This is a genomic window from Mycobacterium paragordonae (assembly GCF_003614435.1).
GTDB lineage: Bacteria > Actinomycetota > Actinomycetes > Mycobacteriales > Mycobacteriaceae > Mycobacterium > Mycobacterium paragordonae.
Genome location: NZ_CP025546.1, coordinates 6,638,048 through 6,654,549 on the forward strand (window position 1 = coordinate 6,638,048; position 16,502 = coordinate 6,654,549).

17 protein-coding genes and 1 pseudogene are annotated in these 16,502 nt (G+C 69.5%); 13 read left to right on the top strand and 5 right to left on the bottom strand.

What is annotated here, in order from left to right:
* Position 1: 1 nt before the first annotated feature.
* Positions 2–419: pseudogene (locus tag C0J29_RS29780) on the top strand (metallopeptidase family protein).
* Positions 416–631 (top strand): hypothetical protein, encoded by a 216-nt coding sequence (locus C0J29_RS34150; protein WP_082978318.1) that lies wholly within the window; start codon positions 416–418, stop codon positions 629–631. Before C0J29_RS29780 ends, C0J29_RS34150 begins: the two are co-directional and overlap by 4 nt.
* On the opposite strand, the gene C0J29_RS29790 is transcribed toward C0J29_RS34150, so the two are convergent.
* Positions 608–1,297 carry a histidine phosphatase family protein gene (locus tag C0J29_RS29790; protein ID WP_065049137.1) on the bottom strand — a complete coding sequence of 230 codons (690 nt, stop codon included), beginning with the start codon at positions 1,295–1,297 and terminating at the stop codon, positions 608–610. The two genes, C0J29_RS34150 and C0J29_RS29790, sit on opposite strands and share 24 nt — an antisense overlap.
* Positions 1,294–2,223, bottom strand: a complete 930-nt coding sequence (pheA, locus tag C0J29_RS29795; protein ID WP_065049135.1) for a prephenate dehydratase — start codon at positions 2,221–2,223, stop codon at positions 1,294–1,296. The genes C0J29_RS29790 and pheA overlap by 4 nt, the downstream gene beginning before the upstream one ends.
* Positions 2,224–2,319: 96 nt before the next feature.
* Between pheA and C0J29_RS29800 the strand changes: the two genes are divergently transcribed.
* The gene (locus tag C0J29_RS29800; RefSeq protein ID WP_065049133.1) at positions 2,320–3,102 is read left to right on the top strand and encodes a DUF2470 domain-containing protein; all 783 of its coding nucleotides are present in this window, start codon (positions 2,320–2,322) and stop codon (positions 3,100–3,102) included.
* 26 nt (positions 3,103–3,128) lie between these two features.
* Positions 3,129–4,337, top strand: a complete 1,209-nt coding sequence (locus C0J29_RS29805) for an LCP family protein (protein WP_120794408.1) — start codon at positions 3,129–3,131, stop codon at positions 4,335–4,337.
* A 13-nt stretch (positions 4,338–4,350) separates the two neighbouring features.
* Here C0J29_RS29805 and C0J29_RS29810 read toward each other — a convergent pair whose 3' ends face one another.
* Together C0J29_RS29810 and C0J29_RS29815 are read right to left on the bottom strand one after the other, a co-directional pair.
* Positions 4,351–5,175, bottom strand: coding sequence for a glycerophosphodiester phosphodiesterase (locus tag C0J29_RS29810; RefSeq protein ID WP_065043960.1), 825 nt, complete (start codon positions 5,173–5,175; stop codon positions 4,351–4,353).
* A gap of 4 nt (positions 5,176–5,179) precedes the next feature.
* Positions 5,180–6,211 carry a DUF4328 domain-containing protein gene (locus C0J29_RS29815; protein WP_082977881.1) on the bottom strand — a complete coding sequence of 344 codons (1,032 nt, stop codon included), beginning with the start codon at positions 6,209–6,211 and terminating at the stop codon, positions 5,180–5,182.
* A 532-nt stretch (positions 6,212–6,743) separates the two neighbouring features.
* Between C0J29_RS29815 and C0J29_RS33045 the strand changes: the two genes are divergently transcribed.
* The 8 genes from C0J29_RS33045 to rraA all read left to right on the top strand — a co-directional run bounded on the left by C0J29_RS33045 (position 6,744) and on the right by rraA (position 11,650).
* The gene (locus tag C0J29_RS33045) at positions 6,744–6,896 is read left to right on the top strand and encodes a hypothetical protein (protein WP_162951590.1); all 153 of its coding nucleotides are present in this window, start codon (positions 6,744–6,746) and stop codon (positions 6,894–6,896) included.
* A gap of 165 nt (positions 6,897–7,061) precedes the next feature.
* The gene (locus C0J29_RS29820; RefSeq protein WP_055576932.1) at positions 7,062–7,685 is read left to right on the top strand and encodes a superoxide dismutase; all 624 of its coding nucleotides are present in this window, start codon (positions 7,062–7,064) and stop codon (positions 7,683–7,685) included.
* 222 nt (positions 7,686–7,907) lie between these two features.
* The gene (locus C0J29_RS29825; protein ID WP_055576933.1) at positions 7,908–8,441 is read left to right on the top strand and encodes a hypothetical protein; all 534 of its coding nucleotides are present in this window, start codon (positions 7,908–7,910) and stop codon (positions 8,439–8,441) included.
* A gap of 795 nt (positions 8,442–9,236) precedes the next feature.
* A complete protein-coding gene (locus tag C0J29_RS29835; RefSeq protein ID WP_065043967.1) occupies positions 9,237–9,635 on the top strand; it encodes a secretion protein EspR in 399 nt (132 codons plus the stop codon).
* A 125-nt stretch (positions 9,636–9,760) separates the two neighbouring features.
* Positions 9,761–10,414: a DUF6474 family protein gene (locus C0J29_RS29840; RefSeq protein WP_065043962.1), complete on the top strand. Its 654-nt coding sequence runs from the start codon at positions 9,761–9,763 to the stop codon at positions 10,412–10,414.
* A 2-nt stretch (positions 10,415–10,416) separates the two neighbouring features.
* Positions 10,417–10,614 (top strand): hypothetical protein, encoded by a 198-nt coding sequence (locus tag C0J29_RS29845; protein WP_065043963.1) that lies wholly within the window; start codon positions 10,417–10,419, stop codon positions 10,612–10,614.
* Between the two features lie 78 nt (positions 10,615–10,692).
* Positions 10,693–11,160 carry an Rv3852 family protein gene (locus tag C0J29_RS29850; RefSeq protein WP_065043964.1) on the top strand — a complete coding sequence of 156 codons (468 nt, stop codon included), beginning with the start codon at positions 10,693–10,695 and terminating at the stop codon, positions 11,158–11,160.
* A gap of 4 nt (positions 11,161–11,164) precedes the next feature.
* Entirely contained in the window at positions 11,165–11,650 is a 486-nt protein-coding gene (rraA, locus tag C0J29_RS29855; RefSeq protein ID WP_065043965.1) for a ribonuclease E activity regulator RraA, read from the top strand.
* A 7-nt stretch (positions 11,651–11,657) separates the two neighbouring features.
* On the opposite strand, the gene C0J29_RS29860 is transcribed toward rraA, so the two are convergent.
* Positions 11,658–13,127, bottom strand: a complete 1,470-nt coding sequence (locus tag C0J29_RS29860; RefSeq protein ID WP_120795046.1) for a flavin-containing monooxygenase — start codon at positions 13,125–13,127, stop codon at positions 11,658–11,660.
* A 147-nt stretch (positions 13,128–13,274) separates the two neighbouring features.
* Here C0J29_RS29860 and C0J29_RS29865 point away from each other — a divergent pair, with 147 nt between their 5' ends.
* The gene (locus tag C0J29_RS29865; protein ID WP_242460584.1) at positions 13,275–16,475 is read left to right on the top strand and encodes a PE family protein; all 3,201 of its coding nucleotides are present in this window, start codon (positions 13,275–13,277) and stop codon (positions 16,473–16,475) included.
* Positions 16,476–16,502 lie beyond the last annotated feature (27 nt).

The following is a 16,502-nucleotide window of genomic DNA, read 5'->3' on the forward strand; positions in this document are numbered from 1 at the left end:
GGTGGCCGTGGGGATGGACCCGCAGCGGTTCGACGAGTTGGTCTCCGATGCACTCGACCTGATCCCGACCGAGTTGACGGCGGCCATGGACAACGTCGTGGTGCTGGTCGCCGACCGGCATCCCGAGGAGGGCGATCTGCTCGGACTGTACGAGGGTGTGGCGTTGACCGAGCGCGATTCCGACTACGCGGGAGCTCTGCCGGACACCATCACCATCTACCGGGACGCGCTGCTGGACGTCTGCGAGTCCGACACCGACGTGGTCGAACAGGTCGCGATCACGGTGATCCACGAGATCGCCCATCACTTCGGCATCGACGACGACAGGCTCGATGAGCTGGGCTGGGCCTGATTACTGGGCTTGGGGTAGGCGCGGCAACCCGCTTCTGTCGGCGTCCGGTGCTATGAACGGCTTATGAGCACAGGCTGCCGCGACTGCCGGGCAGGCTTAGATCACTGCCACGGCACTGTAATTCGTCACTGGATGGGTCGGCCGGAATGCACCGAGCCGGACTGCGTCGCCCCGGAGTTGTTCACCCATGAGTTCGTCGTCGACTGCGACGTGATCGGGTGCGCGTGCGCCGAGTCGTCCGGAGAAGTGATCAGATCAGCGCATGGGATCGGTGCTTGACGCAACGGCATCGCGCACCGGCGTAGCACCCGGTTCCGGGTAGAACGGCGGCGTAAGACCGCCCCAGCGCACACAACTCCACCGGCCGTCGGTGATGGGCGCCAGCGCCACGGATTCGGCGTTGTCCAAGGGGTTGTCGAGCACGAAGGTGCCGTCCACGCCGGCCAGCACCGCCGCGGCGAGCCGGATTGCCGCGCCGTGACTGACCACCACGATGTCGCCGTCGAAGCGATCGTCGTCGAGATAGCGCATGCGCAACTCGGTGAGCACGGGCACGTACCGCTCCAGGACGTCGTTGGCCGTCTCTCCCCCGGGCAGCGCCACGTCCAGATCACCGAGATGCCATCGCTTGTAGATGGCCTGGAACTCGGCTACCGCCTCGTCGTCGTTGCGGTTCTCCAGCGCACCGACCTGCACCTCGTGGATGCCGGCCACCTCCTGGGCCGGAAGATCGAGTTCGGTGGCGATGACCGCCGCCGTCTGCGACGCCCGGACCGCCACGGAGTGCGCCAGGATGGCCGGGCGACTGTGCCCGCCCCGGGCAAACGCCCGCGCCTGATCGCGCCCCAGGGGGGTCAGCGCCGCCCCTGGCGGCAGGGTGTCCAACCTGCGCTCGACGTTGCCGAACGATTGTCCGTGCCGCACCAACACCAGCCGGCCGCTCATCGCTGTTTCTCCCCGTTTCGAAGCCCCGCCAGCCAGGCCGAGGCCTCGTCCGACGACGGCGGCAGCACCCCCACAGCCTGGCCCGTCGGCCAGGAACCCAAGTAACGCACATCGGCACAACGACGGTGCAGCGCCATGAGTGCCTCGGCGACGGCATCGTCGTCGATGTGGCCGACGCAATCCACGAAAAACATGTAGGTGCCCAGCCCGGTGCGGGTGGGCCGGGACTCGATGCGGGTGAGATCGATGCCCCGCATGGCGAACTCGGTCAGCGCCTGCAGCAGCGCGCCGGGGACGTTCTCGATCCGCAGCACCGCCGCGGTCCGATCGGCGCCGGTGCGTGCCGGCGGCGGGCCGGGGCGCCCGATCAGCACGAACCGGGTGCGGGCGCTGGATTCGTCGACGACGCCCTCGGCGATCGCCTCCAGACCGCGCTGGGACGCGGCCAGCGGCGACGTGACGGCGGCGTCCACCCGGCCCTCGGCCACCTGCTGCGCGGCGTCGGCGTTGGAGTAGGCCGGCTTGAGTTCGGCGTCGGGCAGATTGGCGGCGAGCCAGCGCCGCACCTGCGCCGCAGCCACCCCGAAAGCGGCCAGCGTGCGCACGCCGGCGGCGGCGCGGCCGGGCTGGACGACGATGTCGAACGCCACATCCAAGGTGGTCTCGGCGTAGATCTGCAGCGGTGACCCGATCGCCAGGCTGTCCAGGGTGGGTGCCAGCGACCCGTCGATCGAGTTCTCGATCGGCGCGCAGGCGTAATCCGCCGTGCCGTCTCGCACCGCATCCAGCGCAGCGGGCGTGCTGTCCACCGGCAAGGGCTGCGGCGCCTGCGGGTCATGGCCGGGAACCAGCCCGTCGGCGGTCATCTTCAGCAGCGCAGCCTCGGTGAACGTCCCCTTCGGACCGAGGTAAGCGATGCGGGCCACGCCCACAACCCTAACGGCGCAGCCGCGGCGCGCCCGCCCTTGCTACCACCCCGTCGCTAAGTTACCTTAGGCTTACCTAACAAGCTTGGAGGTAACGTGCTCTCGGTTGCGCATCCCACGCCCACCACCGCGGAACGCATACGCAGTGCCTGCTCACGCGCAGACGGCGCCCTGCTGGCGGTCGAGGGCCAGGAGCCGGTCGCCACGCCCGTGCACCACCTGCTGTACGACGGCTCGTTCGCCGTGGCTGTTCCCCGCGCCGCCGCCGACGGCCTGGAATGTGGCGCCCAGGCGTTGCTGGAACTCACCGACTATGCGCCGCTTCCGGTACGCGAACCCGTCCGCTCGCTGGTGTGGGTGCGCGGCCGGCTGCACCGGATCCCACCCGGCGCGGTGGCCAAACTGCTCGACCTGATCGCCACGGCGGACCCGAACCCGGTGCTGCTGCAGGTCGATCGGCCCAGTTCCGCCCCGACGGACGACGATGAGCCTCGCTACACCCTGCTGCGCCTCATCATCGAGTCCGTGGTCGTGACCGACGCGACCGGCGCCGAGCCGGTCGCCGTCCGCGATCTGCTCGCGGCCCGCCCCGACCCCTTCTGCGAGATCGAGTCGACGTTGCTGTGGCACCTCAGCACCGCCCACAACGACGTGATCGCCCGGCTGGTTTCCCGGCTGCCCGCGCCGCTGCGACGTGGTCACGTACGACCACTCGGCCTGGACCGGTACGGCGTGCGGTTCCGCGTCGAGGGCAACGACGGCGACCAGGACATCCGGCTGCCGTTCCACAAGCCGGTCGACGACATGAACGGTCTGCGCCAGGCGATCCGCGTTCTGATGGGATGTCCGTTCGTCAATGGGTTGCGCGCACGCCGATAGCGGGGCCGGCGACGTAAGTTAGCCGGGTGAACGGCGATGGACCACCGGAACCGCCCCGATTTCGCAGGCCGAGCCCGCCCCAGCCGGGGCAAGCGGTCCCGCCGGAGCCCTCTCAGGTCATTCGCCGGGACGCGCCGCCACCGCGCGCACCGCGACGAACTAGTGCCCCGCCGCCGCACCGCACCGCCACGCCGCCCCCGCCCCCGCCACCGTCCGCCGCGCCGTCGCGACCCCCTGCCCCGCCCAAACCCCGACGGGCGAAGCGCAGTAAGCGCCGCTGGCTCCGCATCACCGCCCTCAGCCTGGTCATCCTGTTGCTGCTGGCAACCGCGGGCGTGCTGGGCGGCATGCTGTGGTTCGACTCCGCCGTGCACCGCCAGACGGTGTTGACCGACTACGCAGACCGTCCCGCCCCCGGGCGCGGCACCAACTGGCTGCTCGTCGGATCCGACAGCCGCCAGGACCTGTCCCCCGAGCAGCAGGAGCAGTTGGCCACCGGGGGCGATGTCGGGACCGGCCGTACCGACACGATCATGCTGGTCCACGTGCCGGGGCTCGGGTCCAACGCCCGAACCACGCTGGTGTCGCTACCGCGCGACTCGTACGTGCCGATCCCCGGGCACGGTCGCGACAAGATCAACGCGGCTTTCACCCTGGGCGGTGGGCCGCTGCTGGCGCAGACGGTCGAGCAGGCCACCGGATTACATCTGGACCACTACGCCGAAGTGGGATTCGCGGGGTTCGCCGTTCTGGTCGACGCACTGGGCGGGGTGACCGTATGCCCTGCCGAGCCGATGCGCGACCCGCTGGCGGGCCTGGATCTGCAGGCCGGATGCCAGCGACTGGACGGGCGCACTGCTCTGGGTTACGTCCGGACGCGGGCCACCCCGCGGGCAGACCTGGACCGGATGGTCCACCAACGGGAGTTCATGTCGGCGCTGCTGCACCGCGCCGGCAGCCCGGCAGTGTGGCTCAACCCGTGGCGGTGGTACGCGGTGCCGCATGCGGCGGCCGGCGCGCTGACCGTCGACCGCGGAGACCACGCCTGGGACCTGGCCCGGCTCGGCTGGGCGCTGCACGGGGCCACCACGCCGATGACGGTCCCCATCGGGGAGTTCACCGACACCGGCGTGGGCTCCGTCGTCGTATGGAATCACGACGCGGCCAGCAAATTGTTCGAGGCGCTGGCCGCGGACGCGCCGGTGCCGACCGACTCGTTGCAGGACCAGCCCTGACGGCAGCCGCGGTTCAGCCGCTGTTCTCGGTCGCGTTCCGCTTCTCCAGCCAGGCTTTGGTGCGGCCCGGGTGGTTGGTGGCGATCCATGCCACGCCGACTTCGCGGCAGAAATCGATGTCGTCGTACTCGTCGACGGTCCAGCAGTAGACCGACCTGCCCTGCGCGGCGGAGCGGTCCACGAGCTGCGGGTAATCCCGCAGCGCGGCCAGCGAGGGTCCCACCGCAGTGGCGCCGACGGCGGTGGCGGCGCTGCTGGTCAGATAGCGCCCGGTCTTGCCCAGCAACACGGTGGGCAGCATCGGTGCGGCCCGGCGAATCCGCCATACGGCGGCGGCGGAAAACGACATCACCACCGCACGCGACCGATCTGCAGACGGTGGTGCGGCGATGCCGAACCGGTGCAGCAGCGCCAGCAGCTTGCTTTCCACCAGCGAGCCATATCTGACCGGATGCTTAGTCTCGACGAAGATCTTCACCGGACGGTGCCAGTCCAGAACCATCGCCACGAGCGCGTCGAGCGTCAACAAACCGGTGTCACCGTGCGCGCCGTCCGAGCGCCAGCTGTCGTGCCACACTCCGTATTCCAGTTCGCGCAGCTCGGCCAGCGTCGCGGTGCTGACCAGCCCCTCGCCCGTCGAGGTGCGGTCCAGGCGGCGGTCGTGCACGCACACGAGGTGGCCGTCGCGGGACAACCGGACGTCGCATTCCACGCCGTCGGCGCCCTCTTTGAGCGCCAGGTCGTACGCGGCCAGCGTGTGCTCGGGGCGGGAAGACGACGCGCCCCGGTGGGCAACCACGAAAGGGTGCCCGGCGAGGACCTCATCCGCCCGCGTCATACGCCTATGCTGCCGGTTCTTGTCCCTCCGGCTCAACCGGAGCGGGTGCTGCGGAGGCCACGGGCCGATCGGCTTCCACGACGAGCCAGCGGTGCGCCGGCCTTTCGACGGGTTTGCGTTCGAATCCTTCGAAGACGCGGGCGACCCCGGCGACGGTGAGCGCGGCAACCAGGTACGCGAATACCACCATCACGGTGTTGTTGGCGATGCCCTGCGCGTCGCCGGCCAAGCTCGTCGCGATGGCGAACAGCGACACCACGTAGCTCACCACCCAGGCGAACCACCACAGGTAGATCGGCTTGCGCACCCGTTCGTAGTGGTCCTCGACCAGGGCGAGTTCGATGACGTATACGGGCGCCATCACCAGGTTGGCGAAGGGAAGCAGGCAGCCGGCCCACAACCGGCGGGTCGAACGATGTTCGGGCAGACCGTGGTAGCTGAACGCGGCGGCACGCCGGGCGATCAACCACTTCACCAGGACGATGAAGCACCCCAGCAGCACTGCCATCACCGCCACGCTGGCGGCGATCCCCAGCCAGTCCGCGGCCAGGGCGATCAGCGAATTCAGCAGCGAGTTGCGGTTGTAGATCAGCAGCCCGTAGCGCACCGCGTACACCAGCGCGGCGCCGGCGAGTACCAGCTGGGTTGCGAACATCAGCACCCGCACGATTTCGGGGCTCGGTCCCGCCTTGACGGCGCCGTCCGGCGACGCGATAGCTGCCGGGTCCACGCGATCCACCAGGCCCCAGCGCGGAATCACCTGATATCGCGGAGTGGGGCCCAACGGGCGTCGCATCCGCCGCATCGGCGGGGCCGCTCCGGGACGCACCGCTATCCACCGGAAACCCGGCGGGAGCCGGGGCGGCGTGCGCTGCGCGGCCGGCGGCTGCGGTCCGGCTTGGGCACTCCACCGGGGATCACCCGGGGGCGTGTCGGCCAGCGGCGCCATCAGCGCGCCTCGGCAGCGGGGGCACCAGGAGCGCTGACGTTCGCGCACGTTCCACCGCGTGCCGCACTGGGAGCACACCTGAATCACCGGACCAGCCTAATAGGTGACGGCCGGCATCTCGCGGAGCGGCGGTCGCATAGCACAGCCACCACGGTGACCAACAGGCGCCACGCTACGAGTAGGCGTGACGTACGACACAGCTAAATGGAGCTATCCACAATTTCCACAGGTTTATCCACAGTTGGGATGGGTGGTGGAGACAGCCTCTATCGGCCAGATTTCGACGCAACTGTGGATAACAAGGCGATAACGGGGCGTATCAATCGACAGCCTGAGGGCGCCTCGAGCGAATTGATCGCCGCGCCGAGAGGAAGGTTTACCCGCTGCCGGCGATGCCGAAACGTGCGATTTGCGCATTGTTTCGTTAGGGGTCAGATCGCCGCTTCACCACCGCAAACACCCGGACAGCGCTCAGCGGTCACCCGGTGTGAGGCGCGCCGGGTTCCGGTTTTCCAAGCTGGGTTTCTAGCGTTATGATCGCGGACGCGGGAGCTTCGTTGTGACTCACCTCACTCGCCCTTTTCGGCGGCGAGGTGGACGTGCAGTTGGAAGGCATTTGATGGCCACTCATTCGTTCGGTCCGGGTTCGACGCCGTCGAACTCGTACTCGGGGTCCCCCGCCTGGAACCAGGCCTATGTCGTCGCCGCGTTGCGTGCCGGTCTGATCGCCCTGGCGCTGCTGGCGGTGCTGGCCCTGATCGCATTGTCCTGATCCCAGCTTGATTCCCGCCTAAGCGGGTATCCGGGGCGGGTGTTACAGGGGGTCGTCCTTGCGGCATCCGCGGTCATGGAGCAGGGTTGAAGATGCCAGGTTGCCGCGTGGCGGGACCCCGCGAATGACACGTCAGACGATCCGCTCATCGAAGGAAGGAAAGCCGTGGCTGAATACACCCTGCCCGACTTGGACTGGGACTACGCAGCACTAGAGCCGCACATCTCTGGTCAGATCAACGAGATCCACCACAGCAAGCACCACGCCACCTACGTCAAAGGCGTCAACGACGCGGTCGCCAAGCTCGAAGAGGCCCGCGCCAAGGGCGACCACTCGGCCATCTTCTTGAACGAGAAGAACCTGGCCTTCCACCTCGGCGGTCACGTCAACCACTCCATCTGGTGGAAGAACCTGTCGCCGGACGGCGGCGACAAGCCGACCGGTGACCTGGCCGCGGCGATCGACGACCAGTTCGGCTCGTTCGACAAGTTCCAGGCTCAGTTCAGCGCGGCCGCCAACGGCCTGCAGGGCTCGGGCTGGGCCGTGCTCGGCTACGACACCCTGGGCGGAAGGCTGCTGACCTTCCAGCTCTACGACCAGCAGGCCAACGTCCCGCTCGGTGTCATTCCGCTGTTGCAGGTCGACATGTGGGAGCACGCCTTCTACCTGCAGTACAAGAACGTCAAGGCGGACTACGTCAAAGCGTTCTGGAACGTAGTCAACTGGGCGGACGTGCAGTCCCGCTACGAAGCGGCCACTTCGAAGACCTCCGGGTTGATCTTCCCCTGACCGTCCGTCTCGAGGACAAGGGCGTCGCGCGACATCGCGCGGCGCCCTTGTCTTTTGGTGCCGTCAAAACCAATTCGGGCGTTGCCGATCCGTAACACCGCTGCCCGCCCGCCGTGTCGAGTTGCACAGGGCGAAAAGCCCGCGCATGCTTGATCATTCGAGCTAACATTTGTTCGAGCTACCAGCGTGGTTACTTCGGATGAAGGCGTCACGGAGGGCAAGATGGATGCTGGGTCTGGTCGGCCTATAGGGGTGTCTCCCTTTCATGCTCGCGGTGCCCTGAAAGGGTTTGTGATTTCTGGACGTTGGCCCGATTCCACCAAGGAATGGGCTCAGCTCTTGATGGTCGCCGTACGAGTGGCGTCACTGCCCGGATTGCTTTCCACCACAACGGTATTCGGTGCCCGTGAGGAACTGCCGGACGAGCCCGAGCCCGGGACCGTCGGTCTCGTCCTCGCCGAAGGGACCGTGTTCGGTGAAACGGCCATTCAGCCAGGGTATTTCGCCGATCACCAACCTCCCGCACTGCTGATGCTGCATCCGCCCTCGGAGACGACGCCGTCCCTACCGGAGTGCACGGGCGCCGCCTCGGGCTGCGTACTGCTGCCCGGTTTGCCGTACCTCGGCCTGGAACACCGGGCCGCGTGGGTCGAAGCCGAGGCCGACGGCACCATCACCTCGATGGTGAGCCGCGTCGGCGTGGACCCGATCAGCCATCCGGATACCGCAATTCTGGCGATGCTGCTCGCCGCTTAGGGCTGCCCTCGCCGAGTGCAAGCCGTGGCGATCGCGAGCGCGGCGCAGCCGGGCGCTGCGGGTCGCCACCAACAAGCCCGTGGCGATCGCGAGCGCGGCGCAGCCGGGCGCTGCGGGTCGCCACCAACAAGCCGTGGCGATCGCGAGCGCGGCGCAGCCGGGCGCCGCGGGTCGCCAGGTGCCCCCTGCCATGGGCCACAACCACCGCTGGGCGCGGCCTTCCGGGGCGTCCCGGTGACGGCATTCGTGACCGCGGCGCAAACTCCGGTCCCCGCCCCCAACTAGGTCGCCCGGCCGTCGGACACGACACCCAGACGCCACCCGGCACCCGAACAGATCCGACGCGCTGGATTCCCGCGGCGGGGGTGATTCGTGGGCCCCGCACAAACGGTCAACGGGGCCCCGCCGCCGTGCCGCTGCTGGCCCACGGCAACGCACCGACGCCGAGCAGCAAAGTGACCAGCGGTCGCTTTTCAGCTGAACACTCGTTGCCCAGAGTCTCTCGTCCGCGCTTCCTGAATGTCGCCGACCGCAGCCGTCAGCGCCGCCGACGGTGAATCACAGCACGGCCCGGCACCGTGTATTCTGCGGATAACCTGTGAAATCCGGTCATTTTGTGGACACCCGGTCAATTCGTTTGAATGCTCATCGGGGGTGCCAAGCCCGGTCGCCCCAGTTGCCGGAACCGGATACGATCAGGTTTGCACTTGGTGGTGGTCAAGATCAGTCGCTACCATGATCAGCAAATACCTATTGATACCGTTTGCTCTTATAGCCCCGGTGGAGGTCATATCGATGAGCACGACGTTCGCTGCCCGCCTGAACCGCCTGTTTGACACGGTGTATCCGCCGGGAAGGGGCCCGCACACCTCCGCAGAGGTGATCGCGGCGCTCAAGGCGGAGGGCGTCACGATGTCGGCTCCCTACCTGTCGCAGCTACGCTCCGGCAACCGCACGAACCCCTCGTCAGCAACCATGGCCGCCCTCGCCAACTTCTTCCGGATCAAGTCCGCGTACTTCACCGACGACGAGTACTACGAGAAGCTCGACAAGGAGTTGCAATTCTACGCGACCGTGCGCGACGACGGTGTGCGCCGCATCGCGGCGCGGGCACACGGCCTGTCCCCGGACGCGCAGCAGAAGGTGCTGGACCGGATCGACGAGCTGCGCCGCGCCGAATCCCTCGACGCCTGATCCCGGTCGGCCGGTCGGTTCACACCTGACCTGGCGAGCTGCGCGCGTCCCGCTCGGATTAGGGTTGGCCCAGCGCTCGCACACGCACCGCGTCAGTTCACGAGATACCGGGAGGGCAGCCGGGAATGGGCCTGTTCCGCAAGCGAAAGAGCCGTGCGACCCGTCGCGCCGAAGCCCGCGCGATCAAGGCCCGCGCCAAGCTGGAGGCCCGCCTTTCGGCGAAGAACGAGCGGCGCCGAATCAAGTCCGCTCAGAAGGCAGCCGACAAGGCGCTTGCTGCGCAGCTCAAGGCACAGAAAGACAGTGATCGGGTCGCGCTGAAGGTTGCCGAGAGCGAGCTCAAAGCGGCACGTGAAGGCAAGCTGCTGTCACCGACCCGGATCCGCCGGACGCTGACGGTGTCCCGCTTGCTGGCTCCCGTGCTGACGCCTCTGATCTACCGGGCAGCCATCGCCGCCCGCGGAATGATCGACCAGCGCCGGGCCGATCAACTCGGCATTCCCCTGGCCCAGATCGGCCAGTTCTCCGGCCACGGCGCCCGATTGTCGGCGCGGGTTGCCGGGGCCGAGCAGTCGCTTCGGGCGGTGCAGGAAAAGAAGCCGAAGGACCCCGAAACCAAGCAGTTCGTCTCGGCCATCAGTGAACGCCTTGCCGACCTGTCCGCGGCCATCACCGCCGCGGAGAACATGCCGACCCAGCGGCGGCGCGCCGCACACGCCGCCATCTCGGCACAACTCGACGGGATCGAAGGCGACCTGCTGGCCCGCCTGGGATTGTGACGATGTTGAACCGACTGCTGCCAGTCGCACAGCTGTGGGCCACCTTGGTGATCACCGCCGTCCTGACAGCCGCAACGGCTTCAGCGCACGCCGGCGCGGACCGGGATCCGAACGGCGAGTTGCCCGCCTGGCCGTTCGCGGTGGGAGCCATCGCCGCGGTCGCCGTCGTCGCCTTCTGGTCCGTACGGCGCAGGCCGTAGCGCACGGCCGTCCTGGCATGATGGGACCCGAGCCCGAGCGACCTATTAGCGACGACCAAGCTGCAAAGGAGCGGCCGCATGGCTGACCCGCAGGATCGACCCGAAGGCGAGCCCCAATCCGGCCCGCCGGCCAAGAAGGCCCCCGCCAAGAAGGCCGCCGCTGGTAAAACGCCGGCCAAGAAGGCGCCGGCGAAAAAGGCCGCCACCGAAAAAGGGCCGGCCAAAGTGCCGGCCAAGAAGGCGCCCGCGAAGAAAGCGCCGGCCAAGAAGGCGCCTGCCAAGAAGGTGCCACCGCCCGCCGCGAATCTGGTGGAGCAGCCCGTCGAGGCGCCCGCCGACCTGCAACAGCGCGCGGAAACCAACGGACAGCTTGCTGCCGCCAAAGATGCCGCCGCACAAGCGAAGTCGACAGTAGAGAAGGCGGAGAACCCGTTACCGCTGGAGGCGTCCGAGTCGTCGCCGCTGCAATCCCCCGGTCCATGGGTGGTCGCGATCACGCTGAGCCTGTTGGCCATGCTGTTGATCCGGCAGTTGCGCCGCCGCTGAAACTATGACGGTGACCTTCCGCCCGACGGCTGACCTGGTCGATGACATCGGACCCGAAGTACGCAGTTGCGACCTGCAATTCCGTCAGTTCGGCGCCCGCACGCAATTCGCCGGGCCGATCAGTACCGTGCGCTGCTTCCAGGACAACGCCCTGCTGAAGTCGATACTGTCGGAGCCCGGTGGCGGCGGGGTCCTGGTGATCGACGGCGGCGGCTCACTCCACACCGCACTGGTCGGTGATCTGATCGCCGAGTTGGCCCGCTCCAACGGCTGGGCGGGCCTGATCGTCAACGGCGCGGTTCGCGACGCGGCCGCCCTGCGCGGGATCGATATCGGCATCAAGGCGCTGGGCACCAACCCCCGCAAAAGCACCAAGACCGGCGCCGGCGATCGCGGCGTCGAAATAGCCTTGGGCGGTGTGACATTCGTACCAGGCGAGGTGGCCTACAGCGACGACGACGGCGTTGTCGTCGTCGCTGCAGGAGATTGAACCGCGCCTAGACAGTCACCGGTGCGGGCTTTTTCGCGAACCGCAGACCCTCGTCGGCAATCTTGCCCCGCCGGATCAGATGGATGTCGCGCAGATAGTTCTGGTTCAGCCGCCACGGTGTACGCGAGCCCTGCTTCGGCAACTCGTCCAGCGAGCGCAGCACGTAACCGGGGGTGAACTCCATGAACGGACGGTCCTCGACGTCGGGAGCCGGCTCGTCGACCACCACGGTGTCGTAACCGTTGTCGTCCATGTAATTCATTAGCCGGCAAGCGAATTCGGACACCAGGTCCGCCTTCAGCGTCCAGGACGCATTGGTGTAGCCGATGGTGTAGACCATGTTCGGGATGCCGGACAGCATCATGCCTTTGTAGGCCATCGTCTTGGTCAGATCCAGCGGCTCGCCGTCGATGCTGGTGGTCGCGCCGCCGAACAGCTGGAGGTTCAAACCCGTTGCGGTGACGATGATGTCGGCCGGTAGTTCGACGCCGGAGTTCAGCCTGATACCGGTCGCGGTGAACCGTTCGATGGTGTCGGTCACCACCTCGGCCTTGCCGTGGCGGATGGCGCGGAACAGGTCGCCGTTGGGCACCAGACACAACCGCTGGTCCCACGGGCTGTAGTGCGGCCCGAAATGCTTTCGCACGTCATAACCTTCGGGAAGTTGCCGCTGAGCCAGGCCCATCAACGTCTTGCGCATCCGCCGGGGCCACTTCTGGCAGGCTCCGTACACGGCCGCCTGCCGCACCACGTTCTTCCACCGGATCGCGGTATAGGCCGCCTTCTCCGGCAGGTAGCGGTTGAGCTTGTCGGCAATGCCGTCCGCCTCCGGCTGGGAAACGATGTAAGTCGGCGAGCGCTGCAGCATCGTGACGTGCTTAGCGCCCGAATTGGCAAGTGCCGGAACCAGAGTCACGGCCGTAGCGCCACTGCCGATCACCACGACGTTCTTGCCCTGGTAATCGAGATCCTCCGGCCAGTGCTGGGGGTGGATGATCGGGCCGGTGAAGTCCTCGGCACCCGTGAACTTCGGTGCGTAGCCCTCTTCGTAGTTGTAGTAGCCGCTGCACAGAAACAGGAACGAGCAGGTGAGTTCGCTCTGTGTGCCGTTGCTGTCGATCTGCAGAGTCCACTGGTTGTCGGCGCTGGACCAGTCTGCGGCGATCACCCGCTGCTGGAAGCGCATGTGCTTGTCGATGCCGTACATGGCCGCGGTGCTCTTGACGTAGTCGAGGATCGGCTTGCCATCGGCGATGGCCTGCCGTTCGGTCCAGGGCCGGAAGCGGAAGCCCAACGTGTACATGTCCGAGTCGGAGCGGATGCCCGGGTAGCGGAACAAGTCCCAGGTTCCGCCCATGTCCGGCCGCTTTTCCAGGATCGCGTAACTCTTCGTCGGGCACCGGTCCTGCAGATGCCAGGCCGCGCTGACCCCCGAAATGCCGGCGCCCACGATGACGACGTCAAGGTGCTCAGTCATGTCGGCCACGCTATCAACGCGGTGTCGAGTCGGTCAACGAGATGTCGACCAATTGCATTAAAACCACCAGAGAGCAGCGAATATGCTGTTCCAAGCGAAGGCGAAGGGTTATATTCCGCCGAGCGTCATGCCAGGGGGGTCCGTCACGTGTCATACGTTGTTGCGCTGCCAGAGGTGCTGGCGTCATCCGCCGAACGCCTGGTGATTCTCGGGTCGAGCCTGGCGGAGGCCAATCTCGCCGCGGCCGGCGGCACAACGCAGCTCCTGGCAGCCGCCGAAGATGACGTCTCGGCGGCGATCGCGGCGATGTTCTCCGCGCACGGCCAGAGCTACCAAGAACTCAGCAGTCACGTATCGGCGTTGCACAGCCGGTTCGTGCAAACCCTTGCCAGCGGCGCACAGGCCTACTCGGCGGCGGAGGCGATGAACGTGGCGGCGGCCGGCAGTCCAATTCAGCAGCTGCTGACCGCGGTCAATACCCAGGTCCAGACACTCACCGGTCGCCCTCTGACCGGGAACGGCGCCAATGGCGCTCCCGGCAGCGGCGCGAACGGCGCACCGGGCGGATGGCTGTTGGGAAACGGCGGCGCGGGCGGGTCCGGCGCCTCGGGTGTCAGTGGTCAGACCGGCGGCGCCGGCGGCGCGGCCGGGCTGTTCGGCAACGGCGGTGCCGGCGGGGCCGGCGGTGAGTCCACCGGCACGGGGGGCGGCGGGGCAGGCGGTGCCGGTGGCGCCGGCGGTTGGTTGTTCGGTACCGGCGGCACCGGCGGGATCGGTGGAACCGCGGGCAGTGCGGCGATGGCGGCCGCAGGCGCCGGCGGGACCGGCGGCGCGGGCGGGTTGTTCGGCAGCGGGGGCAGCGGCGGCACCGGCGGATTCGCGCGCAACGCTGCGGTCAATGGCGGTGATGGCGGCGCCGGCGGGGCATCCGGGTTGCTGGGCGGCCACGGCGGAGCCGGCGGCCACGGCGGGTACGGCGCCGGCGGCACCGGCGGGGCGGCCGGCATGTTCGGGATGGCCGGAGACGGTGGCGGTGGTGGCCTCGGGGCAATCGGCACCGGGGGCGCGGGCGGCCTGGGCGGCGCCGGCGGACTCTTCCACGCGGGCGGCGGCGGTGGTGACGGCGGCGCGGGCACCCTCGGCGGGGCCGGCGGCGCCGGCGGGACTGGCGGCCTGCTCAGCGCCGGCGGCGTCGGCGGGGCGGGCGGCAGCGGCGCCGCGACGGGTGGCGCGGGGGGCGCCGGCGGCAATGGTGGCCTCATGACCTGGGGCGGCAGCGGTGGAACCGGCGGCTTCGGCAACGACGCAGGCGGTGCCGGCGGCGTCGGCGGCGCCGCGGGACTTTTCGGCATCACCGGGGGTGCCGGTGGAAACGGCGGCGCGGCCGCGGCGAACGGCAGCGGTGGCGCCGGCGGGAACGGCGGCAGCGGCACGTGGTTCGGCACCGGAGGCTCCGGCGGCACGGGCGGCACTTCCCTCGGCACCAACCCCCTCACCCAGCAGGCGGGGGCCGGCGGCCGCGGCGGCAACGGCGGCATCGTTTTCGGCTCCGGCGGAGCCGGTGGCGCCGGCGGTGCCAATGCCGTCGGAGCCGGCGGTGTCGGCGGAAACGGTGGAAGCGCAGGCCTGTTCGGTGGCGTGGGCGGCGCCGGCGGTGTCGGCGGCTTCGGTCAACTCGGCGGCAACGGGGGTGATGGCGGCAATTCCGGATTCTTCGGCGACGCCGGCAGCGGAGGTGCGGGCGGCCAGGGCGTCACGGTGGGAGGCGACGGCGGCAGCGGCGGCGCTGCCGGGCTGATCGGCGCCGGCGGCCTCGCCGGTAACCCCGGCACCGGCGCCACCACCGGCTTGATCGGCAAGGCCGGTTCCGGCGGCCCACTGCAGGGCGTGTTCGACACGATCAACGGACCGGTCCAGCAGCTGACCGGTCGCCCGCTGATCGGCAACGGTGTCAGCGGCGCCGCGGGAACCGGCGCCGATGGCACCCCGGGCGGATGGCTGTCCGGCAACGGCGGTGCCGGCGGTTCCGGGACGGGCGGGCTGGCGGGCGGCGCCGGCGGGGCCGCGGGCCTGTTCGGCACCGGCGGCGCCGGCGGGACCGGGGGCGAATCGACCACCGGAGCCGCGGGGGCGGGCGGGACCGGCGGTCGCGGAGGCTTGCTGCTCGGCGCCGGGGGCGCCGGCGGCACCGGCGGTGCGGGCGGCAACAGCCCCACCGCTACCAGCGGAACCGGCGGGGCCGGCGGTTCGGCCGGCCTCTGGGGCGACGGCGGCGCCGGCGGCACCGGAGGAACCGCCCTCGACACAGCGACCGGTGTGGGCGGCGCAGGCGGCCGCGGCGGGGCGGCCGGGAGCCTGGGCTTCCACGGCGGCCGAGGCGGCAACGGCGGCCTCGGCTTCGTCGGCGGAAATGGTGGAACGGGCGGCGCGGCCGGCGCGGTCGGCGCCGCCGGTGACGGCGGAACCGGTTCTTACGGATCGAGCCAAGGCGGCCATGGCGGTACCGGCGGCGCCGGCGGCGTGTTCACTCCGGCCGCTGCCGGCGGCGACGGCGGGTTCGGCGGCGACGTCGGTGGTAACGGCGGCACCGGAGGCGCCGGCACACTCTTCGACGAGGGCGGATCCGGCGGCAGCGGCGGGGGTGGCGCTCAAGGCGGCGCGGGCGGGGCAGGCGGTACCGGCCAGTGGCTCGGCGCCGGCGGATCCGGAGGAGCCGGTGGCAACGGCGTCACCGGAGCCGGGGCGGGAGGCGCAGGCGGGTCCGCCGGACTGTTGGGCCTGACCGGCGGTGCCGGTGGCTCCGGCGGCAGCGCGACCTCCAATGTCGGCCCGCCGGTCGGAGGCACGGGCGGTGCCGGCGGGTCCGGCGGACTGTTCGGCACCGGCGGCAGCGGCGGCGCGGGCGGGCTGTCGCTGTTCGGCGTAGGCGGCAACGGCGGCCACGGCGGAAGCGGCGGCTCACTGTCGGGCGCGGGCGGAGCCGGCGGCATCGGCGGGACCAGCGGAACGACCGCCGGGGGTGGCGGCGGTACCGGCGGCAACGCCGGCGCGTCCTTCGGCGACGGCGGTGACGGCGGGGCCGGCGGCTACGGCCCGGCCGACGGCGGTCACGGCGGCAGCGGCGGCAAGGCCGGACAATTCGGAAGCGGCGGCAACGGCGGCAACGGGGGCCAATCCGACCCGGCGACCGGCACCGGCGGCAGCGGCGGCGATGGGGGCAACGCCGTCGTCATCGGAAACGGCGGCAACGGGGGCAACGCCGGCACCGGCACTGCCCCGGGCACCCCCGGCCCGGGCGGCACGGGCGGCTCGTTGCTGGGCGAGAACGGCCGCAACGGGCTGCTTTGACATGCGTCGACATACTGTCGAGAGTCT